At 53.4% G+C, this 22,175-nt stretch carries 20 protein-coding genes; 4 read left to right on the top strand and 16 right to left on the bottom strand.

All coding sequences use genetic code 11. The annotated features are described in order from the left end of the window. Positions 1-132: 132 nt before the first annotated feature. Positions 133-1,392: a coiled-coil domain-containing protein gene (locus HZS80_RS20320; RefSeq protein ID WP_179917140.1), complete on the bottom strand. Its 1,260-nt coding sequence runs from the start codon at positions 1,390-1,392 to the stop codon at positions 133-135. Positions 1,393-1,580: 188 nt separating this feature from the next. Further along, complete coding sequence (gene cobA, locus HZS80_RS20315; protein WP_179917139.1) at positions 1,581-2,381, bottom strand: uroporphyrinogen-III C-methyltransferase; 801 nt, start codon at positions 2,379-2,381, stop codon at positions 1,581-1,583. A gap of 266 nt (positions 2,382-2,647) precedes the next feature. On the opposite strand from cobA, the gene HZS80_RS20310 reads away from it, so the two are divergent. From HZS80_RS20310 to HZS80_RS20295, 4 genes are all read left to right on the top strand, one after another. Next, a complete protein-coding gene (locus HZS80_RS20310) occupies positions 2,648-3,550 on the top strand; it encodes a GGDEF domain-containing protein (RefSeq protein WP_179917138.1) in 903 nt (300 codons plus the stop codon). Between the two features lie 30 nt (positions 3,551-3,580). Further along, positions 3,581-3,919 carry a 4a-hydroxytetrahydrobiopterin dehydratase gene (locus HZS80_RS20305; RefSeq protein WP_179917137.1) on the top strand — a complete coding sequence of 113 codons (339 nt, stop codon included), beginning with the start codon at positions 3,581-3,583 and terminating at the stop codon, positions 3,917-3,919. Further along, a complete protein-coding gene (locus HZS80_RS20300; RefSeq protein WP_179917136.1) occupies positions 3,920-5,110 on the top strand; it encodes an amino acid aminotransferase in 1,191 nt (396 codons plus the stop codon). Positions 5,111-5,249: 139 nt separating this feature from the next. After that, a complete protein-coding gene (locus HZS80_RS20295; protein ID WP_179917135.1) occupies positions 5,250-6,734 on the top strand; it encodes an NCS2 family permease in 1,485 nt (494 codons plus the stop codon). Here the strand turns inward: HZS80_RS20295 and HZS80_RS20290 are convergent. The 14 genes from HZS80_RS20290 to HZS80_RS20225 form a co-directional block, all read right to left on the bottom strand. Further along, the gene (locus HZS80_RS20290) at positions 6,731-8,065 is read right to left on the bottom strand and encodes an MATE family efflux transporter (RefSeq protein WP_179917156.1); all 1,335 of its coding nucleotides are present in this window, start codon (positions 8,063-8,065) and stop codon (positions 6,731-6,733) included. The genes HZS80_RS20295 and HZS80_RS20290 overlap by 4 nt on opposite strands. A gap of 108 nt (positions 8,066-8,173) precedes the next feature. Further along, positions 8,174-8,758, bottom strand: a complete 585-nt coding sequence (locus HZS80_RS20285; protein WP_179917134.1) for a YceI family protein — start codon at positions 8,756-8,758, stop codon at positions 8,174-8,176. Between the two features lie 83 nt (positions 8,759-8,841). Continuing rightward, complete coding sequence (locus tag HZS80_RS20280) at positions 8,842-9,423, bottom strand: cytochrome b (protein ID WP_179917133.1); 582 nt, start codon at positions 9,421-9,423, stop codon at positions 8,842-8,844. Positions 9,424-9,604: 181 nt separating this feature from the next. After that, positions 9,605-10,819: an O-succinylhomoserine sulfhydrylase gene (locus HZS80_RS20275; RefSeq protein WP_179917132.1), complete on the bottom strand. Its 1,215-nt coding sequence runs from the start codon at positions 10,817-10,819 to the stop codon at positions 9,605-9,607. 12 nt (positions 10,820-10,831) lie between these two features. Next, a complete protein-coding gene (gene purF / locus HZS80_RS20270) occupies positions 10,832-12,352 on the bottom strand; it encodes an amidophosphoribosyltransferase (RefSeq protein WP_008956202.1) in 1,521 nt (506 codons plus the stop codon). A 100-nt stretch (positions 12,353-12,452) separates the two neighbouring features. Continuing rightward, complete coding sequence (locus HZS80_RS20265) at positions 12,453-13,028, bottom strand: CvpA family protein (RefSeq protein WP_179917131.1); 576 nt, start codon at positions 13,026-13,028, stop codon at positions 12,453-12,455. A 3-nt stretch (positions 13,029-13,031) separates the two neighbouring features. Continuing rightward, positions 13,032-13,727 carry an SPOR domain-containing protein gene (locus HZS80_RS20260; RefSeq protein ID WP_179917130.1) on the bottom strand — a complete coding sequence of 232 codons (696 nt, stop codon included), beginning with the start codon at positions 13,725-13,727 and terminating at the stop codon, positions 13,032-13,034. Continuing rightward, positions 13,714-15,057 carry a bifunctional tetrahydrofolate synthase/dihydrofolate synthase gene (gene folC / locus HZS80_RS20255; RefSeq protein ID WP_035557407.1) on the bottom strand — a complete coding sequence of 448 codons (1,344 nt, stop codon included), beginning with the start codon at positions 15,055-15,057 and terminating at the stop codon, positions 13,714-13,716. Before folC ends, HZS80_RS20260 begins: the two co-directional genes overlap by 14 nt. Then, entirely contained in the window at positions 15,050-16,072 is a 1,023-nt protein-coding gene (gene accD / locus HZS80_RS20250) for an acetyl-CoA carboxylase, carboxyltransferase subunit beta (protein WP_035557402.1), read from the bottom strand. Before accD ends, folC begins: the two co-directional genes overlap by 8 nt. 94 nt (positions 16,073-16,166) lie before the next feature. Then, positions 16,167-16,970 carry a tryptophan synthase subunit alpha gene (gene trpA / locus HZS80_RS20245; protein ID WP_101145448.1) on the bottom strand — a complete coding sequence of 268 codons (804 nt, stop codon included), beginning with the start codon at positions 16,968-16,970 and terminating at the stop codon, positions 16,167-16,169. A 23-nt stretch (positions 16,971-16,993) separates the two neighbouring features. Further along, the gene (gene trpB, locus HZS80_RS20240; protein WP_179917155.1) at positions 16,994-18,181 is read right to left on the bottom strand and encodes a tryptophan synthase subunit beta; all 1,188 of its coding nucleotides are present in this window, start codon (positions 18,179-18,181) and stop codon (positions 16,994-16,996) included. 188 nt (positions 18,182-18,369) lie between these two features. Next, positions 18,370-19,008, bottom strand: a complete 639-nt coding sequence (locus HZS80_RS20235) for a phosphoribosylanthranilate isomerase (RefSeq protein WP_179917129.1) — start codon at positions 19,006-19,008, stop codon at positions 18,370-18,372. After that, positions 19,005-19,943 (bottom strand): tRNA pseudouridine(38-40) synthase TruA, encoded by a 939-nt coding sequence (gene truA, locus HZS80_RS20230; RefSeq protein WP_035557393.1) that lies wholly within the window; start codon positions 19,941-19,943, stop codon positions 19,005-19,007. The genes HZS80_RS20235 and truA overlap by 4 nt, the downstream gene beginning before the upstream one ends. Positions 19,944-19,952: 9 nt before the next feature. Then, positions 19,953-22,049 (bottom strand): type IV pilus assembly protein FimV, encoded by a 2,097-nt coding sequence (locus tag HZS80_RS20225; protein ID WP_179917128.1) that lies wholly within the window; start codon positions 22,047-22,049, stop codon positions 19,953-19,955. Between the last annotated feature and the right edge of the window lie 126 nt (positions 22,050-22,175).

Here is a 22,175-nt window from a genome sequence, read left to right as displayed (position 1 = left end):
AGGCTAGTAATTAACGTTGCTAGAATGATACTCCTCGGGGCTTCATTCATAAACCAACAAACAAAAAGCGGATGCCAGTCACCCGACATCCGCTCTCGTGCTGCTAGTCTACAGCGTTACCGATTTTCTCTATTAGCCAGCAGCGTTTTGCTGTTCTTCTTCACTGCTACCATCGCTATCGTTGGCGCTCTCATCGCCATTGCTAGACGCTTCTTCTGACGAACTCTCTTGTGCAGAACTGTCATTTGAAGAGCTGTTATTTGAAGAACCACCATTTGAAGAGCCGCCTTCTGACGAGTCACTTTCTGAACCACTGCCCTGGGAAGAGGAAGTGGCTTCACCAGCTGACTCCTCCGCATCGGCCAAACGGCCGTCTAGTGTGGAAAGCTCATCGCGCCATTCACCAAGCTGGCTCTCTAAACGCTCTAGTTGGCTTTCACGCTCTTCAATATCACTCTCAACGCTCGACACTTCCTCACGGCCCATCTCCAAAGCGACCATGACGTCATCGAGCTCGGTGCGCACGTCGCTCAAGCTCTGCTCTTCCTCTTCGCGAAGCGCCGTTAGCGAATCAACTTCGTTTTGCAGCTCATCGCGTTCGCTAGTGATGGAGTCACGCTCGCTTTTTAGGTCATCAAGCTCGCTTTGGGCGGTTGAGATTTCCTCTTCTAAACCACTTAGCTGTTCATTTGACTGGCTAATCTGCTCTTCCAGCCCGGACAGTTCCTCTTCCGTGTTGCCCAGCTCTTCAACCGCTTGTTGGCGCTGTTCCTCGGCTTCTTGACGGGCGGCTTCTGCTTTCTGACGAGCTTCTTCAGTACTAGAGCGCGCTTCTTCAACTTGCTGGAGAGTACTTTCCGCTTCATCGCGAGTGCTGATGATCTCGTCGCGTTCTTCACGCAGCCCGCTCATCTCACTTTCAGCGCTCTCTATCTGCTCATTAAGAGAGGCGATTTCTTCTTCCAGCGCATTTCGCTCGGATTCAAGTTCTTCTAACCGCGACTGCACATCGCTGACGTTGGTTTGAGCACTCTCAAGCGACGAGTTGGCCTCTTCCTGCTGAGCCTCAAGAGAAGCCATCTCCTCTTGCAGTGCAGCTAAATTGGTTTCAGCTTCCTCTATTTCGCTAATGCGCTGGCTCATTTGGCTATTTTCTTGCTCAACGCTAGCGAGCTGCTCTTCTAAGCTATCAACACGATCCTGGCGAGAACCTGCGTTAGACTGCGCCATGATCGCCCAGATAACCGCAATAGCAGCGATCCCTGCAATCGCTTTTACTCGGTTATCTTGAAAGAGAGTTTTCATATCCGTCTTTTTGGCCGGCTCTGTCTTTTTTGCTGGCTCCGGCTTGTTGGCCGGTGACGGGTGATCCGTATTATTTGTTTCCGACATTATGCGTTCCTCTTTGGTCTAAGCTAACGTTGGCTCAGCTAACGGTAATCAATTGCACTTGTAATGCACTAGCCGTGGATGATTCTCCCTTTCAGCATACACAGCTCACTGTATCTAGCCAGTTTGTTAGTAACAATCGTATATAAATGTTGCTCTAACGTTACCACTACCCTCTATGATGAACCACGTTAATTTGAAGGGGGGTGTTTCCCCTCATGGAAGCCTGATGCTTGGCCATTGTGCACATCAAACCAACTGAGCGTCGTATGCAGCGACACCACACTTCCCACTATTAGCAGCGTAGGCGGTTTAATGAGACCCGCCAAGAAAGTAGCTGGCAACGCTGACAAACATCCAATATGGGTTAGCTGTTGGCGCGTTGTCCCTTGCTCAATCAAGGCAAGCGGTGTTTCTGGCGCTAAGCCATGCTTTATCAACGCCTGACTAATGACGTTCACGCTACCCAATCCCATATAAAACACCAGCGTCTGCCCTGGCCGCGCAAGCGCATCCCAATCAAGATCACACTCACCTTGCTGTAAATGACCTGTCACGAAACGCACCGACTGAGCATGATCGCGATGGGTCAGCGGTATTCCCGCATACGCCGCACAGCCCGAAGCCGCGGTTACTCCCGGTATAACTTCCACACTAATGTGCGCCGCTACCAGAGCCTCAAGCTCTTCACCACCGCGCCCAAAAATAAACGGATCGCCACCTTTGAGGCGAACAACGCGCTTACCTTGCTGTGCCCATTTTACTAGCGCCTGATTAATGCCATTTTGAGGAACGCTATGCTGCGAGCGCGCTTTACCGACATAAAAGCGCTGCGCTTGCGGGGGTATAAACGCAACAACCTCATCGCTGACTAGGCGGTCATACAGCACGACTTCAGCGGTCTGCAGTCGCTTGTAAGCTTTCAGCGTTAATAACTCTGGATCGCCGGGCCCTGCCCCCACTAAACTGACAAAGCCATACGAGCGAGACATTTGCTCTCGTGCTACTTCCAAGAAACCACCTCAGGAATAAAAAAGTTTTTTAATATGCAAAAAAGTAATTAATTTTATCACTAAATGCCAATAACACATCGACTATTGCTTATAATTCAACCTTTCATATGTTATATGATAATATATATATTCTTAAAAAATATAAATTTTAACCATACTGTCTGCAATTACTTACATATTGATTACGTAAATAGCGCTAATCTTCACTTCCAAAATTAAATTGGCATATGCTTGGAGATTCACGCATGCCCGTGAATGATATAGACGCACCCCAGCGAATCAGTGCAGACCATTTGATACCCCTCATTCCTGGCGTCATCTTTCAATTACACCTCGCTCGTAACGGTCATATGCGCTTTCCCTATATAGAGGGTGGCGGTGAGGCTCTCAAACATATTGACCGAGATCTGCTCTCACAAAATGCTGGAGAGTTGGTTGAGCAATTAACCGGCAATGATCACCCCAAAATTATGTCAGCGATCGAACGTTCAGCACGCTGGATGCTGCCGCTGACGACCCGCTTTTTACTACCGTTCCCGAAAGAAAAACCTCACTGGATTGCGGTGAGCGCACGACCAAAGACGGTCGCGGACGGAGTGCAGTGGAACGGCATAATGATGGACATTAGCGACCAGGTCTCCGAGGAGCAGCGTCTTCGTAAACTATCCGATACAGACCCGCTCACAGAGTTACCCAATCGGCGCAAATTGATGGTGCACTTAACTAATATAGCCTCACTCAGCACCCGCCATGGCACACCGCTCTCCATCATGATGATCGATATCGATCATTTTAAACGCCTTAACGACCGCTGGGGCCATTTGCACGGTGATGACGTGCTCAAACAGTTGGCGACACAAGCGCAGTCACTACTGCGCTGTGAAGACATGATCGCCCGCCTGGGTGGAGAAGAGTTTATGGTCGTGCTGCCGCTCACATCGCTGCAGCATTGCCATACACTTGCCGACCGAATACGCCATGCCATCAGTGTGTACGACTTCGGCATGGGCGCTGGCCAGGTAACGCTAAGCATCGGGATTGCCGAATTTCGTTGTGGCGAGCCTCTTACGAGTTTGATCGAACGGGCCGACCAGGCGCTGTATACCGCCAAGGATATTGGTCGCGACTGCGTTTGCCTTCTACGCTAGTAAGAAATACCCCGCTAGAGGAGCAAAAAGATGGCAACGCTCGCTGAATCTACCTGCGAACCCTGCGGTAAAAATGCTCAGCCGCTAAGCTTAGGAGAAGCCCAAGAGCGGCTAAAAAGCCTCAGCCAGTGGCAGATTGTCGAGCACGATGGCATCATGAAGCTGTCACGGAGTTTTACATTTCGCGACTTCGCCAGCGCATTGGCATTCACCCAACGCGTTGGTGATATTGCAGAGCAGGCTGGCCACCACCCCGTTATTACCACAGAGTGGGGCAAAGCCACCGTCACGTGGTGGTCTCATGCTATTCAAGGCCTGCATCTAAATGACTTCATTCTTGCCGCCAGAACCGACGAGGTAGCCGAATAAATGTTTGAGCATATTGAGCGAGTCCCAGGAGACGCCATTCTCGGGCTGATCGAAGCTTTCAAAAAAGATACCAACCCACAAAAAGTGGATTTAGGTGTCGGTGTTTACCGTGATACCCAAGGCAATACGCCGGTAATGCGCGCTGTTAAGGAAGCAGAAGCTCGCCTGCTCAAAAACGAAACGACAAAAACCTATATCGGTTCTCACGGCGCGCCTAGCTATGGCGAAGTCGTGCTGCCCATGGTTTTTGGCGCTGAGTCATCCGTCTTAAAAGCCAATCGTGCCAGCGCCACTCAATCACCAGGCGGTACCGGCGCGCTGCGCTTGGCTGCGGATTTTATTGCCACTCAGCTGCCGGGTAAGGGTATCTGGGTAAGTGACCCGACATGGCCGAACCACCACGGCATTTTTACCGCGGCTGGTATTGAGCTGCACAAGTACCCTTACGTTGACCCCGACAACCGTCTCGACTTTGACGGCATGCGGTCAGCGCTGAAAAGCATTCCCGAAGGTGATGTGGTGGTGCTACACGCCTGCTGCCATAATCCTACCGGTTTCGATCTTTCCCATGACCAGTGGCAGGAAGTGCTGGAAATCGTGCGTGAACGCAAGCTGCTTCCGCTGATCGATTTCGCCTATCAAGGCTTTGGTGAAGGTCTGGATGAAGATGCTTATGGCGTGCGCCTGCTGGCCGAGAACCTTGATGAAGCGATCATCACCAGCTCATGCTCTAAAAACTTTGGTATTTACTGCGAGCGTACTGGTTGCTTGATCATGGTGGCCAAAAATAACGAGCAGATGGACAACATCCGCTCTCAAGTCGCCATCGTTGCCCGTGAGAACTACTCGAATCCCCCCGCTCACGGCGGCTCTATCGTCAGCGAGATCCTCCACGACGACGAACTGACCAAGATGTGGCGTGAAGAACTCACCGAAATGCGTGATCGCATCAATACCCTGCGCCGCGACTTTGTGGAAGCGCTGAAGCCCTATGGTCTGGACGAGAAGTACGCCTGCGTTGCCGAACAGCGTGGCATGTTCTCCTACACCGGTCTAACGCCGAAGCAGGTCGATCGCCTGCGTGACGAGTTTGGCATCTACATGGTGCGCTCGGGTCGCGCCAACGTAGCGGGCTTCTCCCATGAGAACCTCCCCTACCTTGCCAAAGCGATTGCCGCTGTTAACGACTAATCGCCAAGCAGCAACGCAGTAACAAACGCCCAGGCAACGCCTGGGCGTTTTCATGTATTAGGCACTTGACCGATTAGTCAACACTTCGGCACACTCAGTATAGCCTTGTATACAACACACCATAATCAAGAGGTCTAACATGGCGGCTGCCAGCACTCACTATCCGTGGTACAAAAAAGAAGACACTGACGCATTCTTCGCGCTATTCCAAAACAACATCGCCAACTTTGTCATTATCGCCATCACTATGTTGGGCATGGGGTTTCCTGCCTCCATTGTCTACGGGCAAGTGCTGCCCGGTGCAGCGGTAGCGGTGATGGTTGGCAACTTCTACTATGCATGGAGCGCGGCAAGGCTGGCACGCAAAGAGAACCGGGCGGATGTGACAGCGCTCTCTTACGGTATCTCGACGCCGGTGATGTTCGTATTCCTGTTCGGCGTATTGCTACCCGCCAAACAGCTCACTGGCGATGCAGAAATGGCCTGGAAAGTAGCTGTTGCCGCCTGCTTTATAAGCGGTGCCATTGAAGCCGCGATTAGCGTCATTGGCCGCTGGGTGCAATACCACCTACCAAGAGCCGCCATGCTTGGCGCGGTGGCTGGCGTTGCACTGACGTTTATCGCCGGAGAAATGCTGTTTAAAACACTCGAAATGCCGATTATTGGCCTGCTGGTGTTAGCGATTATCATTGTTGGCTTAGTGGCCCGCGTCAGCATGCCCTTTAAGCTTCCAACCTCGCTATTTGCTATTATCGTCGGTACCGCTATGGCCTACTTGATTGGCGACGCTGGCACCGAACGGTTTAGCGATGCCTTTACCCACCTAGGCTTTTATCCGCTGCTTCCCAATCTGGCTTGGTTTGAAGGGCTGGGGCTACTGCTGACCAGCATGCTCGCAGTGCTGACCGTGGTGCTGCCCATTACGCTGTATAACGCTATTGAAACCATGAACAATGTGGAAGCAATGGAAGCGGCAGGCGATAAGTACGATGTGCGCGAATGCCAGGCAGTAGATGGCGCAGGCACTATGATTGGTGCGCTATTTGGCGGCGTCTTTCCCACTACGGTTTATATCGCCACGGTAGGCGCTAAATGGATGGGCGCGGGCCGGGGATACAGCCTGCTGAATGGCGCCGTATATGCCTTAGCCACCATGTTCGGTCTCATTGCTGCGCTGGCAGCAATTATTCCCGTTTCTGTAGTGGCGCCTATTCTAGTCTTTGTTGGCATGTCGATGATTGCGACCGCCTTTCAAGCCAACGACACGCGCTACTACCCGGCCGTGGCGCTGGCCATGCTGCCCTACTTTGCTAACTACGTGATGACGCGCTTTAATCGCGGGGCTGGCGAGGTGGTGACCGATATCTCAAGTGCCATCGTAGTAATGGGCCAAGGGGCCATGTTTATGGCGATCCTGCTGGGCGCTATGACGGTATCGGTGATTGATCATCAGTTTAGGCGTGCAGCCGCCTTCGCAGCGATTGCGGCGGGTTTTTCGTTTTTCGGACTAATGCACGCCCCTAAACTCGCTTTCAATGCAGCGCCTGAGTTTGTCATGGGCTACTTGGGTATGGCACTACTGTTTATGTATTTTTCCTATCAGGAAGCAGCACGCAAGCGTTAATTGATGAATCCCGCCTGACGATGCGGGCGGGATAAAATACGCCGCATAACGAGCCATGCCATAAAGCCTGCCAGCAGATTCCCCACGGCCGCACCCGCCGCCAGTCCCCACCAACCGAAGAACTGCGAGCCTAACCATAGGCAAGGCAAATAACAAATAAACAGCCGCGCACTGGATAACAGCATGGCTCGTAATGGCCAACCTAACGCATTACCTGCCGAGACGACTAGCATGCAAATACCCAGTGCCGCATAGCTAGGCAGCAGAAAACGAATCAGCAGTGTCAGCTCGCTTTGCACATCCGGGTTGCCTGCCAATGCCATCGCTAGCCAGGGCGCTCCCAGTGCCAATACTATACCGAGACACAGTTGCCAAAATAGCGCGACTTTTATAGCCAACGTCATAAGCTGCTGAATCTGGCCCCAATCTCCGGCACCGTAGCAGCGTCCTAACCACGGCGGCAGCGACATGGTCATGGCCAGAATCACCATCAGCGAGAGCGTTTCCAAACGGCTCGCCAAGCCCCAGGCCGCCACTTCGCTTTCACCCAGGCCCGCCACAACAGAGATTGCCAGCATCGCAGCCAAGGGCGGCATCAGCTGGCTGACCATGGCCGGTGCGGCAATACCCGTAAATGGCCGCCACGACTGTTTGGCCTCTTGCCACAGTCCCTGCTGAGCGGCCCACTGGCGTTTAAGTAATTTACGCGTGGTCACCAATAGACCTACTGAAAAAGCAATCGCGGTTGCCCAGGCTGCGCCAGGTAGCCCCCCGCCTTCCCAATCACCTATGCCAAAAATCAGCAGTGGATCGAGAACAAGGTTCACAAGGCTACTCAGCACCATCATTTTGCCTGGTAGGCGGGTGTCACCATGGGCACGAAAAACGCTGTAGCTGAAATAAAGCAGTGCCCCCAACCATGCGGATAGCAGCTGAGGTGCCCAATAAATGCGGATATAGGAAAGCGTCGTTTCATCCGCGCCCAGCAGTTGAAAGATAGGTACATAAAATATCCATAATGCGATCGCCAAGAGGCCGATGACGCCGCCACCCGCCATAAGCACCAAACTGCTTAAGCGTCTCGCCCGGGCTTCTTCACCCGCCCCCAATGCCCGCGAAATAAGCGCGGCAATCGCAATCCCCATCCCTACCTGAATGCCGATAATCAGAAACGACAAAGGAAAGGTAAATGATTGCGCGGCCAACGGCGCAGTACCCAAACGAGCAATAAATGCGCTATCAACAAGTTGAAAACCCAATAGCGCCAACACCCCAATGGCCATAGGCCACGTTTGACGCCATAGGGTTATCGCCAACTCTTTTTGTTGCATGACAGCAGCCAAGCACTCTCTCCTTAGGTGATGGTTAATTATTTATCGGTTGTAACGTAAAACGCCACCGCCCTTAAAGGACAGTGGCGTACTTAGCGCAGTAAGTTATTACTGACGAATACCTTCAAACGTCACATATAGCTCAAGTTCATGCATAGATTCAGGGAAGTCACTCATATTAATACCGTAATCGCCCAAGGTCAGCGTAGTGCTGCCTTCAAAACCAGCGCGGTAGTTGCCCCACGGGTCATCGCCTTCACCCATCAGGGTAACCGGCATTTCAATCTCTTGAGTTTCGCCGTGCAGGGTCAAATCACCGGTCAACACGCCTTCATTATCACCCGTTGACTCAAAGCCTGTGGAGGTAAAGGTAGCTGTCGGGAATTCACTGGCATTCAGGAAGTCGCCGCTCAGGATATGACGGTCACGCTCAGCATGGTTGCTGGTCAGGCTGTCAACTTGGACTTCGATTTCTGCCGAAGATGCATCAAGATTTTCAGGATCGTAAGCGAACTGGCCCTCAAACTTTTCAAAGCTACCTAGAATGTAAGAGAAGCCCAAGTGAGAAATTTTGAATTGAACAAAGGCGTGCTGGCCTTCGGTATCGATTTGGTAATCAGCTGCCTGTGCTTGGCTCAAAGGTACCAGTGCTACAGCGGCGATCGCGGATGCAAATGCTGTTTTCTTGAACATATTGAATTACTCCTTACTTTACTTAATAGGCACCGCGGGAAGTCAATTATCTTACGCGCGATGTTTAGAAAAAGTGTAAACGGCTAACGTGATGACTTTGTTGCACTATGATCGCCTGCTCGGCTATGCGCGGGGTTTAGCATACGTACCAATGTTGAATGCCGGTCTAGCCAGTGATGCTTAAACGCGGCAAGCGCGTGACCTGCCGACAAAATCATCAATGCCAGAGCGCTATACCAATGTACGTTACCCGCCAAACTTGCCTGGTTGGGGAAGTCATATACCAGTGCAGGCACCTCAAACCAACCAAATACACTGATCCCGCTCCCGTCAGCGGTAGAAATTAAGTAGCCGCTCGCCATGACCAGTAACACAAGCACATAAAGAGCGATATGCCCCACGTGGGCAGCAATAATCTCTAGGCGGCCGCCTTCTGCCTTAGGCGTTGGCTGAGCAAAACGCCATACTAATCGCGCCAGGGTGGCAAATAGTAGCAACATACCAATCGAGCGATGTACCCATGGGCCCTGATTGTACCAGGGGTCATAATAGCCAAGGTCCGTCATCCACCAGCCCAGCGCAAACAGACCGATAATAGCCAGCGCGCTTAGCCAGTGAAACAGAATACTGATCAACCCCCACCCGCTGCGACTATTTCGCCACATTAATCTCATCCTTATTAATCGCTAACCACTAGCGAACACGTCAATAGCAAAAGCATATCGTGTAACTACGCGAGGAACCGCTGAAAAAAGCAGAACACACCATTCGTAAAAACCACTGCTTACAGTCATCTATAAAAAAACCGGCCAACTGCGGGGCCGGTTTTAGTCAGCAGATGCTGGTTTAACGCGCCGCTAATGCATCCAGTCCGCGGGCTAAATCTCGCTGAATATCTTCCTGACTCTCTAACCCCACCGCGACTCGAATCAACCCAGGCGCGATGCCAGCAGCACTCTTTTGGGCATCAGAAAGTCGCCCATGAGTAGTGGTAGCGGGATGAGTGATAGTGGTTTTAACATCACCAAGATTGCCCGTGATAGAGAGCATACGGGTCGCATCAATTACCTGCCAGGCCCCCTCTTGACCACCTTTCACTTCAAAACCTAACACCGCACCAAACCCTTTTTGCTGCCGTTTGGCCAATTCATGCTGGGGATGATCTTCCAGGCCGCTATAGAACACGCGGTTCACCGCCGGATGTGCATCTAACCAGCGGGCAAGGATCAAGGCATTTTCACAATGCGCTTTCATACGCAGTGATAGTGTTTCCAACCCCTTAGTGAATATCCAGGCATTGAAAGGGCTCAAGCACGGGCCGCAGGTACGCACCACACCGAACACTTCTTCAAGCAGCGCATGGCTCCCCACTACTGCCCCCCCAATGGCACGGCCCTGTCCATCCAAATACTTAGTCGCCGAATGGATGACTAGGTCAGCACCTAACGCCAACGGCTGCTGAAGTGCCGGTGTGAGGAAGCAGTTATCAATTGCCAACAGCGCGTCGTGGCGTTTGGCCAGCGCGGCCAAGGCCGGAATATCGGCAATTTCAGACAGCGGGTTCGAGGGCGTTTCGGCAAACAATAGACGCGTTTTGGGCGTGATCGCCGCTTCCCATGCAGCGGCATTGGAAAGCTCGACATAACGCGTGGTAATACCAAACTTGCCTAAATACTTATCGAACAGACTAACCGTTGAGCCAAATAGCGACCGGGAGGCCACAATTTCATCCCCTGCGGAAAGCAATGCCAACGCGGTCGACAGAATGGCCGACATGCCCGAGCTGGTGGCAACACAGCGCTCGCCACCTTCAAGCGCCGCTAGGCGACGCTCAAAGGTATGCACTGTCGGGTTGGTAAAGCGCGAATAAACGTTACCCGGCTCTTGCCCACCGAACTTACGTGCCGCTTCTGCAGCGCTTTCATAGACAAAGCTCGAGGTCGGAAAAATAGGCTCCGAGTGCTCCTGCTCAAAGGTGCGCTGATGGCCTGCCCGGATCGCCAGTGTCTCTAATGACCATTCATCCTGGTGACCGTCTTCCTGATGATTGTCATCCTGCATAAGGCTTCACTCCTAATCGTCCAGGTCATCGTCTTGATTGTGCATATCGACAAGCGCGTGATCGCCAGCGCTCTGATCCTTGGCAGAATCATTACGGCTAGCCTCAAGCGCAGCCAAATAAGCGTCATCGATATCACCGGTGACGTAGTTGCCGTCAAACACCGAACAATCGAACTCTTCCATTTCAGGATTCACTTCACGACACGCCGCTTTTAGATCTTCCAGGTTTTGATAGAAGATGCGGTCAGCCCCAATTAAATCACCGACCTCCTCTTCACTACGGCCATGGGCAATCAGCTCAGACGCAGCGGGCATATCGATGCCATATACATTGGGGAAGCGAACCGGCGGCGCCGCCGAGGCAAAATAGACCTTGCGGGCACCGGCATCACGAGCCATCTGGATGATCTGCTTACAGGTCGTGCCACGCACGATGGAGTCATCCACCAGCAGCACGTTCTTGCCTTTAAACTCAACGTCGATGGCATTGAGCTTTTGACGTACCGATTTCTTCCGCTGGGTCTGCCCCGGCATAATAAAGGTACGGCCAATGTAGCGGTTCTTCATAAACCCTTCGCGATAGGTCACCCCAAGGTGCTGTGCCATTTCGAGGGCAGACGTGCGCGACGTGTCAGGAATAGGAATGACCACATCAATATCATGATCCGGCCATTCATTGAGGATTCGGTCACCCAGCTTACGGCCCATCTGCATCCGGGTACCGTAAACATAGGCACCGTCCAGCAACGAGTCTGGGCGCGCTAAATAAACATGTTCAAAAATGCACGAGCGAAGCAGCGGACGATCAGCACAGACTTGGGTATGAATATTGCCTTCGATATCGACAAAAATAGCTTCGCCAGGCGACAGATCGCGTTCAAGTTCAAAGCCGCCGACGTCCAACGCAACGGATTCAGAGGCGATCATGACCGCTTGACCGTTTTCCTCTTCGCGGGTACCGAAAACCACCGGGCGAATACCGAAGGGGTCGCGGAAGGCCACCATGCCAAAGCCATTAATAATCGCCACGGCGGCATAGCCACCTTTACAGCGACGGTGAACGCGACGCACGGCGTCAAAGATGTCTTCCGCTTCCAGATGTAAGCCTTGCTTGCCCAGCTCGTGAGCAAATACATTGAGCAGCACTTCAGAATCGGAGCTGGTATTGATGTGGCGTAAATCGGTCGAGAACAGCTCCTGCTTCAACTGCTCAGAGTTGGTCAGGTTGCCGTTATGCGCCAGCGCAATACCGTAAGGAGAGTTAACATAGAACGGCTGTGACTCGGCTTCACTTGAAGAGCCTGCCGTCGGGTAACGCACGTGACCAATGCCTAAGTTGCCTTTTAGGCGGGCCATATGGCGGGTATGAAAGACATCACGTACCAAGCCGTTACTCTTGCGCAGTAGGAAGCGTCCCTCGCTCCATGTCATCATGCCGGCAGCGTCCTGGCCACGATGCTGAAGTACGGTCAGGGCATCGTAGATTCCCTGATTTACCGCCTGCTTGCCCAGAAGGCCCACTATACCGCACATTCACGTTACCTCGCTTAATGCCATGGCTTGCCTAAGTCACTTACCTAAGTCACCTAACTACGCAAGCCCGAACGTTCATAGAATCGACTTCAGTAACAGGTCAATCACCTGTCGGGATAACCTCACGCTCCGTCGCACTAGGCAGACGCAGTTCAGGTAGAGAGATGTCACGCAGCGACGATGGCGCCTCAGGCAGCTCGCGATCCCACTGATCTAACTGGCTCACCGCCCAATCGCGTAGCTGAATAAAGGTCGGGCGCAGCTCGGCTTGTTGCCACGCCTGCAGTTCCGCCAGTGGTGTGAGGGTAATCAGCACAGTCGCAATAAGCAAAATAACCGCCCCGCGGGCAACGCCGAAAGCGGCCCCCGCCACGCGGTTCAAAAGACCCATGCCCACCCACTCAATCGCTGCATGCACCAAGCGAATCACTATGCCGCAAAGCAAAATAACGGCAAAGATCACCAGTATAAAAGCGAGCACTAGGCGGGCATCAAAGCTATCGATAAACCCGCTCATCAGTTCGGCCACCGGCTCGGCGAGTACTCGGGCTACCATTAAGGCAACGACCCAGGCGGCCAAACCCAATGCTTCACGAACAAATCCCCTGACGAATCCGGCTAGCATTGATAACGCCAGCACGGCCAAGAACACCGCATCAATCCATGTTAACGCCATGGTTTAGTCTCTTACTCGAACAAGAAGGCCCTGAACATTGGCGCGTTCTTTAATCGAGGACATGGCAGATTCACCGTCTTCGGAGGTGGCATATGGGCCAACAAATACAGTGGTCATATTGTTATCACGCTCACGTTGATAAACGCTAAACCCTTCTTCTGACAGTTGTGCACTGAGTCGCTGGGCATTCGCTGGCTCACCGAAACTGCCCACTTGCACCGCCCACTCACCTTGAGCGGTGGAAGAAGGACTAGAAGCGCTTTGTGACGAACGTTGTGACTCGCTTCCAGCGCTGCTTTGACCGCTGCCACTATTGGTGGCAATTAAATCAGCGATGGGGTCGCTATCAGGAGTAGACGGCGCCTCGTCGGGCTCACTGGAGCCTGCCGCTTCTGCCCTAGAAGGTGACTGGTTTGAAGCAGCGATTTGATCGGTTTGCGGCGCTCGCGGATTGGCATCAATAGGGATAAAGCCGTCGTCACTGGGTGCTGAAGATAATGCGGGTTCATCAATGGTTGAGGGCCTTTCTGGCGCGGGTACATTACGACGCTCCACCTCAACCGGCTGCTCAATGACAAAGCTCGGCTGGGGGCGCTCTTCTCTGGGTGCCGGGTCACTCATTAGCCACGGCACAAAGATTGCCAGCAGCGCGAGCAAAATTACAATACCGCTAATGCGTTCAGTTTTACCGTATTTCATTTCCGTCTCCATCAAGCGACGCGGCGCCTGTTGGCAGTGGCCGAGCTAGCAGTGCCGCTACAGTAAAGAACGACCCGGTGGCCAAGACACGATCATTGGGCGTTAACACCTTAGCGAGCCAATCGGCGCCAGCGTGCGGCGACTCTGCGCAAAAGTGTACCCGCCCTCCCTGAGCTATAATACGTTGCGACAACTCACTTGCCAGACAACCTCGTTCGCCTGTCAGCGACACGCACACCCAGTCGCTGATGCGGGCAGATAATGCCTGTATGACACCGTCAATATCCTTATCATTCAACATGCCGATAAGGCCCCACTGCTGGCCCCCTTCGGGCGGTGACGGTAAGTGGCGAGCGACGTACTCGGCGGCATGAGGATTATGCCCAACATCCAGGCACCATGGCCCAATCCATTGTAGCCGCCCAGCCAGTTGCACCGTCGCGAGCCCAACTTTTACATCAGCGGGAACCAACGCCATTCCGGCAAGTACGAGCGCTTGTAATGCAGTAGCCGCATTATCGATAGGTAGCCCAGGGTCAGGAAGCGCGTCGACGACGATGCTTATGCCATCCGCTTGCTGCCCCTGCCAGCGCCAGTTGGAATACTCTTTACTCATGGTTTGATGGGTAAACTGCTGCCCTAATGCAAACTTAGGCGCTGCTAACGACTGCGCGCATTCGGAAACGCTTACAGGTAGCGCTTGGCTGCCTAAGACGGCTGGCTTGCCAGCACGGAAGATACCGGCTTTTTCGCGCCCAATCTGAGCCAGATCGGTGCCTAAAAAGTTAGCATGATCCTGAGCAATCGTGGTGACGATGGCCACATCTGCATCAATGATATTGACCGCATCCAGCCGACCGCCAAGACCTACTTCAAGTACCGCAAGATCAAGCTCTGCGTTGGCCAAGCACCATAGCCCGCACAGTGTGCCCGCCTCAAAATAGGTCAGGCTGATGTGATCATCCTGCAAGCGCGCTCTCTCAACGTGCTCAAAACCTTCTACGAGCAGTTTATCCTCAGCTTCCTGACCGTCGATTTTGACGCGTTCGTTGTAGCGCAATAAGTGGGGTGACGTATAGGTACCCACCTGCCAACCGTGGGCACGGGCAATGCTCTCGATCATGGCAAGGGTTGAGCCCTTGCCATTCGTTCCCGCCACGGTAATAACGCGGGGAGCAATCGGGCTTGAAAGCAGCCCCATACGCCTTGCCACTTTGGAAACCCGCTCCAGGCCCATATCAATTCCGACCGGATGCAACGTTTCCAAATGTTGAAGCCATTGGTTTAAAGACAAGGGCGACAAGGAGTCTGGCTGCAAAGAATCAGGCATTGCGTGTATGGTCGTCACTCTTAGCGGTAGAGGAAGTGTCCTTCTTAGCCGGCTCAATGCTTTCAAAAGTGACGTCAGCAGTGTCCGCTAACGTTGCCTCTTCGACGATAGGTTCTGAAACGTCCGCATCATCAGTCGACAACGAACTAACTGGCGTAACATCGTGATGAGTCAATTTACGCAGCACACTGCCCACGCGGGCACGCATTTCATGACGATGAACGATCATATCGACAGTGCCATGCTCAAGCAGAAACTCACTGCGCTGGAACCCTTCGGGTAGAGTTTCACGCACCGTTTGTTCGATGACCCGTGGGCCAGCAAAGCCAATCAACGCATTGGGTTCGGCAATGTTTAAATCACCGAGCATAGCCAACGAGGCTGAAACGCCACCAAAGACAGGATCAGTAAGCACTGAAATATACGGCACTCCCGCCTGTTTGAGCTTCTCAAGCGCCGCGGATGTTTTGGCCATCTGCATCAGCGAGAAGAGCGCTTCCTGCATGCGAGCACCACCCGAGGCCGCAAAGCATACCAGCGGGATATTCTCGTCCAGGGCCAGGGTAGCAGCGCGCACAAATTTCTCACCGACCACCGCCCCCATAGAGCCACCCATAAAGGTGAACTCAAAGGCAACGGCAATGACCGGCAAACCATCCAACTCACCGCGCATAGCGACCAGTGCATCTTTCTCACCGGTGTCTTTTTGCGCTGCAGTCAGGCGGTCTTTATATTTTTTAGAGTCGCGAAACTTCAATCGATCATTGGGTTCGATTTCCGCCGCGATCTCTTCGCGTTTTGCTTTATCCAAGAACCAGTCCAAGCGTTTACGCGCCGTCAAGCGCAGGTGGTGATCGCACTTGGGGCAGACGCTATTGTGTTTCTCTAACTCAGGAAGATAGAGAACCGCTTCGCACTTGGGACATTTACGCCAGAGGCCGTCGGGAACGCTAGCGCGACGGTCTTTACGCTGGATACGACCCATGGAGGGTACGATCTTGTCTAACCAGCTCATATCAAAAAGGCTTCCGTTATACGTCAACGCCTGGCCAAACCAGGCTTGATGAGTGTCGTCAAACTGTTAAGCATAGGCGATAAAGCATTTAGCTTTAGGCATCCATCGCCGTACGCATTTCTGCTAATACACTTTTCAACTGGCCCGCAATGGTTTCCGGCGCATCTAAGCTTTCGGCGATACGGTTAACCAAGGCGCTACCTACAATGACACCATCGGCGACTTTAGCCACTTCCGCGGCCGTTACACCATCACGAATGCCAAAACCAACGCAAAGCGGCAAATCGGTCATCCCCCGCAGTGGAGCCAAGTGCTCGGCTACGTCTTCGGCATTCAGGGTGGCGGCACCTGTCACGCCTTTCAGCGAAACATAGTATAAGTAGCCCTCGCCATGGGCGCATATTGTAGCGGCACGCTCGTTAGAAGTGGTAGGCGCAACGAGAAAAATCGCCGCTAAATCACGAGATTTCAGCAATGGGCCAATTTCATCGGCTTCTTCCGGCGGCATATCGACAATCAATACGCCATCGACGCCGACACTGGCAGCTTGGTCGGCAAAGTTCTCATAACCAATACGCTCAATAGGATTTAAATATCCCATTAACACGACCGGCGTCGTGGTATCGGTTTGGCGAAACTCTTTGACCATTTGCATCAGGTCAACCAGCCGGGTGCCCTGCTTTAACGCACGTTCACAGGCTTTTTGAATCACTGGGCCATCGGCCATTGGGTCGGAAAAAGGTACGCCAAGTTCAATGACATCGGCACCGGCGTCTACCAGTGCGTGCATAAAGCCCACCGTATACTGCGGTGCTGGGTCCCCTGCGGTGATGTAAGGGATCAGAGCCTTGCGGCCCTGCTGTTTAAGTTCACTGAAACGCTGATCAATACGGTTCATGCTCGCCCTTAAAAAAGCTGACCTTAAAATTCGATGCCATCAATCTTAGCAACAGTCATGATGTCTTTGTCGCCACGCCCAGAAAGGTTGACCACGATATGTTGATCAGGTCGCATGGTCGGCGCCAATACCTTGGCATGGGCCAGCGCATGAGCCGACTCAAGAGCGGGCATAATGCCTTCCATATGCGTCAACTCACGAAACGCTTCCAGCACTTCGTTGTCGTTAGCCACCACGTATTTAACACGGCCAACATCCTTCCACAGGGCGTGCTCCGGGCCTACGCCCGGGTAATCCAGGCCGGCTGAAATGGAGTGCGTATCCGACACCTGGCCAGCTTCATCGGACATTAAATAGGTGCGGTTACCGTGCAGCACACCGTGCGGGGCGTTGGACGCCAGCGGTGCCGCGTGGCGGCCCGTTTCAACCCCATCGCCACCGGCTTCTACGCCGTACATAGCAACGTCATCATCTTCAACGAACGGATAGAACAGCCCCAGGGCATTCGAGCCGCCCCCAACACAGGCAATCAGCGCATCTGGCAAACGGCCGATCTGCTCCAACGACTGGCGACGCGCTTCACGGCCAACGACCGCGTTAAAATCACGAACGAGCAGCGGATAAGGATGTGGGCCAGCCACGGTACCGATGATATAGAAAGTGTTATCAACGTTGGTGACCCAGTCACGCAGCGCTTCGTTCATGGCATCTTTAAGCGTACGCGTACCGGACTCTACCGGAATAACCCGTGCACCCAGTAAGCGCATACGATAGACGTTTAGTTTCTGTCGCTGGACGTCTTCCGCCCCCATATAAATATCGCACTCAAGCCCAAGGCGAGCAGCAACAGTGGCCGAGGCAACGCCATGCTGACCCGCCCCTGTTTCAGCAATAATGCGTGGCTTACCGGTTTTTTTTGCCAGAAGCGCCTGGCCGATGGTGTTATTGACCTTATGAGCGCCGGTGTGATTCAGGTCTTCCCGCTTCAACCATATCTGTGCGCCACCAAGGCTTTCCGACCAACGTTTGGCATGATAAAGCGGCGACGGGCGCCCCACATAGTGGGCAAGATCATAGTCAAACTCAGCTTGGAAGTCGGGGTCATCACGTAAGCTGAAATATGTTTTTTCCAGCTCTTCCAAAGCAAAGCTGAGGGTTTCTGACACAAACCGACCGCCGTAGGGGCCAAAATGACCACGGGCATCCGGCATTCGGGTCAGGTCACTGAACTTTGTTTTCAGTACAGTGTTAGGAGCGGTTTCAGAAGCGGTCACAGAGACACCTCACAAGATCGCCAGAACAGGCAACCAATAAATGAATCAACTTAACAACGTAGCTCGATAAAATACCCATAGGCAACATACATGAACTGCGTCTATCTAAACGTGTGCAAAGAGCGCTAACGGGCGTCGGCTAACGCCACATGACGAACAAAAGAGGCCATCTTCTCGGCATCTTTACAGCCGTGGGAGGCTTCAATACCGCCGGATACATCCACCGCATAAGGCGCTACCTGGCGCACAGCGTCAGCGATATTATCAGCACTCAACCCACCGGCGAGGATAACAGGTTTTGCTAGATTTGCGGGGATTCTCGACCAATCAAAGGTCTCCCCTGTGCCCCCCGGCACTCCCGGCCGGTAAGCATCTAACAGCAGCGCCTGAGCCCCATGATAGCGTTCAGCTTCATGGGCTAGATCTATTTCTTCGCGCATGCGCAGCGCTTTCATCCAGGGCAGCGAATAGCGCTGGCAGGCATCAGGTGTTTCGCTGCCATGAAACTGGAGCATATCTAAATAGGGCAGACAGCGCTCAATCAGCTCATCATCCTGATCTACAAATAGCCCTACGCGGGTCACAAATGCTGGCACGCGCGCTGAAAGCGCCGCCAGTTGTTCGACACCCACACTACGGGCACTGTTCGGCCACATCACAAAGCCTAAGGCATCCACCCCTAGCGCCACGGCACGATCAATATCCTCGCCGCGGGTGAAACCACAGAACTTAATGCGCGTACGGAGTAACGGCAACGTACTCATAAAGACGCCTCCTGTTCAGGGTTAATTGCCGTATTGCTTAGCGAACGGTTGCGACGATAGGCGACCCGGGGCGTATCAGGGAGCTCGCGCTCGCCTGTCCACTCGCCGGTAAACGCGAGTAATTGCGGCCCTAACGGCTCTTTAGGCAAATCAAAGCGCTCATCGTAAACCGAATCGACAAAATGCAGCCCGCAGGCGGGCGCCGTTACATCCCCTTTACGACGGTTTTTCAGCGCTAAAAGTTCACCAATATAAGTTTCATCCTGCGCACCACGTCCGACGCTTACTAGCGCCCCGGCAATGTTGCGAATCATATGGTGTAAGAACGCGTTACCCTGAATATCGATCATAACCAGTTGGCCGTAGCGCTTTACGTCGACAAAGTGCATATGCCGCCAGGGGGTTTTTGATTGACAGCCAGCGGCACGGAAGCTCGAAAAATCGTGCTCCCCTACCAGCGCCTGAGCGGCCCGATGCATGGCATCGGCGTCTAACGGATCACGACACCAGGTGACATTAGCGCGCTCCAATACGGGGCGACTAATCTGGTTCAGCAGCACGTAGCGGTAGCGGCGCCCCAGGGCGCACAGGCGTGAATGAAAGTCGTCGCCCACTGGTTTCACCCAGCGCACGGCCACGTCGCGGGGCAAATGGGTATTGGCACCAAATATCCAGGCTTTTTCGGAGCGCCCTACTGGCGGATCAAAATGGACAATTTGCCGAGTGGCGTGCACCCCGGAATCGGTGCGCCCGCTGGCGTGCACCCTAATGGGTTCATTGGCCACCTTGGCCAGCGCAGCCTCTAGCGAAGCCTGAACAGATGCGGCGTGCTTAAGGCGCTGAAAGCCACAGTAATGGGTACCGTCGTACTCGATACCCATCGCCAAACGACCTGTAAGCGGAATTTTCTCATCGAAGTGATAGAACAGCGTCATCAAGCCACATCATTTTGAAGATTTTGAAGGTTCGCTATTATCCAGGCCTCGCGGCTTGAATGCTACCTCTTCAATTTCCCACTCCTCTTCAATCGGCCGACGCGGTTGTTTCGCAGGAGAAACAGGTTCGGCGTCAAGCTGACTGGCGAACTCTACCGTAGGCTGCATTGGGGTTTCTCTGCGCAGGCCTTCTTGGCTACTTAGCGTGTTCATTAAAGTGGGCGGGTGGTAATCGATAAAGCGATGCTCGGCATCCTCAGACCGTTTTGCTGGCTCAGCCGATTTTAAGTCAGCATTGAGAGAAGCCAGCAACAAACGCATGGGCACTGGGCTTAGTGGCGGTGCTAATGACAAGTGATCAGCACCATTATCGGGGGCAACATGCAGACCTAAGCGACGCTGACGCCCCTGCTCAGCCAACCCGGATGCCTGGCTTTTTTCATAACTATTCTCATAACTATTCTCATAGCTATTTTCATAGCGAAGCGTGTCATCTTGCTCGGGCGTTTGCGCTTGCTCATCAATTAACCACTGATCGGCGTTCGCCGTTGACGCTGAGCTGGCGTAAGAAATCTCGGGTTCGTCTTCGGTTGCTACCTGTGGCTCGCTTTGCTGATGTGGCTCTTCCACGTCATTATTATTCGCCTGGATTGGGTACGCAACAGGAACAGCGTCAGGTATCGACGCTGTCATCGGCGCTATCTTAGAGGTCGCTTCAGGCGTTGCCTTAGAGGCTGCTTTAGGTGCAGTACCAGGCGTAACTATTGGCTTTGTTACTGGCTCAGGCTCAGTAAGCGGGACATTTTCCCAGGCCTCTTCACGTCGCTTACGCAGCCACACCAACACTCCCAGAAGCAGAGCGATGGCAGCTAACGCGAGCGGCCACTGATAACGCTCAACTAAGGCAGCCACTCCCGGGCTGCCCATCTCATCCATGCTGGCAATGTATGGTTCTGGTGACTGCTCTTGAGCAGCCAACGCATCGCTCAACGCCTGAGTTAGCGAGGCCACTTCGCTACGCAGCGCATTAAGCTCGGCGCGCATTAACACGCGCTCTTCCATTACCTGCTGAAGCGTCGCTTGGCTTAGGCGCAGCTGCTCGGTTAATTCTGCCCGGGTTAGCGCCTCGGGCTCGTTGGCAGCCTCTTCCAACGCAGCTGGGCCGTTTACTGAGGACTCGTTTGCTTCTTGCTCATTTGGTTTAGCGCCACCCGCAGCAAGCGCGCTGTCTGGCTCAGCTGCACCAGTAGCTTCAAGGATTTGGGCAGCGGCTATAGCGTTGTTTGAAACGGTATCGGCTTCAACGTCAGGTAACGACACTGCCTCCAATGAGCCGTTGCGGCGAGCGCGCCAGGCTTCATTCATCGCTTTCATGGCGGCATCAGCATCAAGATGGGAGCGCGCCAAAATGCGCTCAATATCAGGGACACTCAGCGTTTGGCCTGCACGCATATCATTTATATTGCCGCTAGGAAAGACGTCTGGATTGGCCTCCAGCAGCGCCACCATCATCTGCTGAACGCTGGCTTGCGAAGGCTTAAGCCGCTCTGCGACGCCCCATAACGTATCGCCACTGCCCACATACGCGCTGCTGCCATTGCCACGCTCGCTTACCACGGTCGGCGCCGCTGATCTGGCTTCAACCACCGGAGGAGTGGCTGCGTTACTCGTTGTTGGCACAGCGTTGGGAGCAGCGCTTTGGCCCTGCTGGGAATAACCCTGGGGATCAAACAGCAAGGTGATGTCACGAAATTGTTGACCGCCCGGAAACTCAACCGCCAGCAGCAGGTCAAGCCAAGGCTCTTGCATCGTTTGAACAGAGCTTAAGCGTACTTGTCGTAGCCCTTGCTGCTCTACAATCTGGGCACGAACACTTGCGGCTAGAGGCGTCCACTCAAGGCCCGCCGCGGCAAAATCTGCCGGTTCGGCAACGCTGACTTGGATATCGTCAAGGGCGTAGTCACTACTTTCCAGCAATGGTATTGAGGCATTTAAAGGCGCATTCAGATACGAGCCGACACTCGCCTGCCCCAGCCCGACGGCTAGCGCAAAGGGACTCACTGCACTCAACGAGAGCCATGTAATCCATGTCAGTGTTTTTTTCATGAATGTTGGCGGTCTCAATGAGCAAGTGCAACACGTGACCCATCAGGTACGGTGTTGCTATGACTTACTGCTATCGCCATCTCACTGCTGAAGACCGAGCCGCCATCATGATGATGCGAGCGACTC

It is taken from the genome of Vreelandella glaciei, from assembly GCF_013415125.1.
GTDB classification, from domain to species: Bacteria; Pseudomonadota; Gammaproteobacteria; order Pseudomonadales; family Halomonadaceae; genus Vreelandella; species Vreelandella glaciei.
The sequence above is the reverse complement of the archived record's forward strand: the minus strand, read 5'-3'. Positions and strand labels throughout refer to the sequence as shown.

What these genes read in the sequence shown, in the direction of transcription:
- HZS80_RS20300 (WP_179917136.1), top strand. Translation starts at nt 3,920, where the DNA reads ATGTTTGAGCATATTGAGCGAGTCCCAGGAGACGCCATTCTCGGGCTG.
- HZS80_RS20275 (WP_179917132.1), bottom strand. Translation starts at nt 10,819, where the DNA reads ATGCAGGATGACAATCATCAGGAAGACGGTCACCAGGATGAATGGTCA.
- trpB (WP_179917155.1), bottom strand. Translation starts at nt 18,181, where the DNA reads ATGCCGGATGCCCGTGGTCATTTTGGCCCCTACGGCGGTCGGTTTGTG.
- purF (WP_008956202.1), bottom strand. Translation starts at nt 12,352, where the DNA reads ATGTGCGGTATAGTGGGCCTTCTGGGCAAGCAGGCGGTAAATCAGGGA.
- HZS80_RS20310 (WP_179917138.1), top strand. Translation starts at nt 2,648, where the DNA reads ATGCCCGTGAATGATATAGACGCACCCCAGCGAATCAGTGCAGACCAT.
- HZS80_RS20260 (WP_179917130.1), bottom strand. Translation starts at nt 13,727, where the DNA reads ATGAAATACGGTAAAACTGAACGCATTAGCGGTATTGTAATTTTGCTC.
- folC (WP_035557407.1), bottom strand. Translation starts at nt 15,057, where the DNA reads ATGCCTGATTCTTTGCAGCCAGACTCCTTGTCGCCCTTGTCTTTAAAC.
- HZS80_RS20290 (WP_179917156.1), bottom strand. Translation starts at nt 8,065, where the DNA reads ATGCAACAAAAAGAGTTGGCGATAACCCTATGGCGTCAAACGTGGCCT.
- HZS80_RS20285 (WP_179917134.1), bottom strand. Translation starts at nt 8,758, where the DNA reads ATGTTCAAGAAAACAGCATTTGCATCCGCGATCGCCGCTGTAGCACTG.
- accD (WP_035557402.1), bottom strand. Translation starts at nt 16,072, where the DNA reads ATGAGCTGGTTAGACAAGATCGTACCCTCCATGGGTCGTATCCAGCGT.
- HZS80_RS20280 (WP_179917133.1), bottom strand. Translation starts at nt 9,423, where the DNA reads ATGTGGCGAAATAGTCGCAGCGGGTGGGGGTTGATCAGTATTCTGTTT.
- HZS80_RS20320 (WP_179917140.1), bottom strand. Translation starts at nt 1,392, where the DNA reads ATGTCGGAAACAAATAATACGGATCACCCGTCACCGGCCAACAAGCCG.
- HZS80_RS20295 (WP_179917135.1), top strand. Translation starts at nt 5,250, where the DNA reads ATGGCGGCTGCCAGCACTCACTATCCGTGGTACAAAAAAGAAGACACT.
- trpA (WP_101145448.1), bottom strand. Translation starts at nt 16,970, where the DNA reads ATGAACCGTATTGATCAGCGTTTCAGTGAACTTAAACAGCAGGGCCGC.
- cobA (WP_179917139.1), bottom strand. Translation starts at nt 2,381, where the DNA reads ATGTCTCGCTCGTATGGCTTTGTCAGTTTAGTGGGGGCAGGGCCCGGC.
- truA (WP_035557393.1), bottom strand. Translation starts at nt 19,943, where the DNA reads ATGACGCTGTTCTATCACTTCGATGAGAAAATTCCGCTTACAGGTCGT.
- HZS80_RS20225 (WP_179917128.1), bottom strand. Translation starts at nt 22,049, where the DNA reads ATGAAAAAAACACTGACATGGATTACATGGCTCTCGTTGAGTGCAGTG.
- HZS80_RS20235 (WP_179917129.1), bottom strand. Translation starts at nt 19,008, where the DNA reads ATGAGTACGTTGCCGTTACTCCGTACGCGCATTAAGTTCTGTGGTTTC.
- HZS80_RS20305 (WP_179917137.1), top strand. Translation starts at nt 3,581, where the DNA reads ATGGCAACGCTCGCTGAATCTACCTGCGAACCCTGCGGTAAAAATGCT.
- HZS80_RS20265 (WP_179917131.1), bottom strand. Translation starts at nt 13,028, where the DNA reads ATGGCGTTAACATGGATTGATGCGGTGTTCTTGGCCGTGCTGGCGTTA.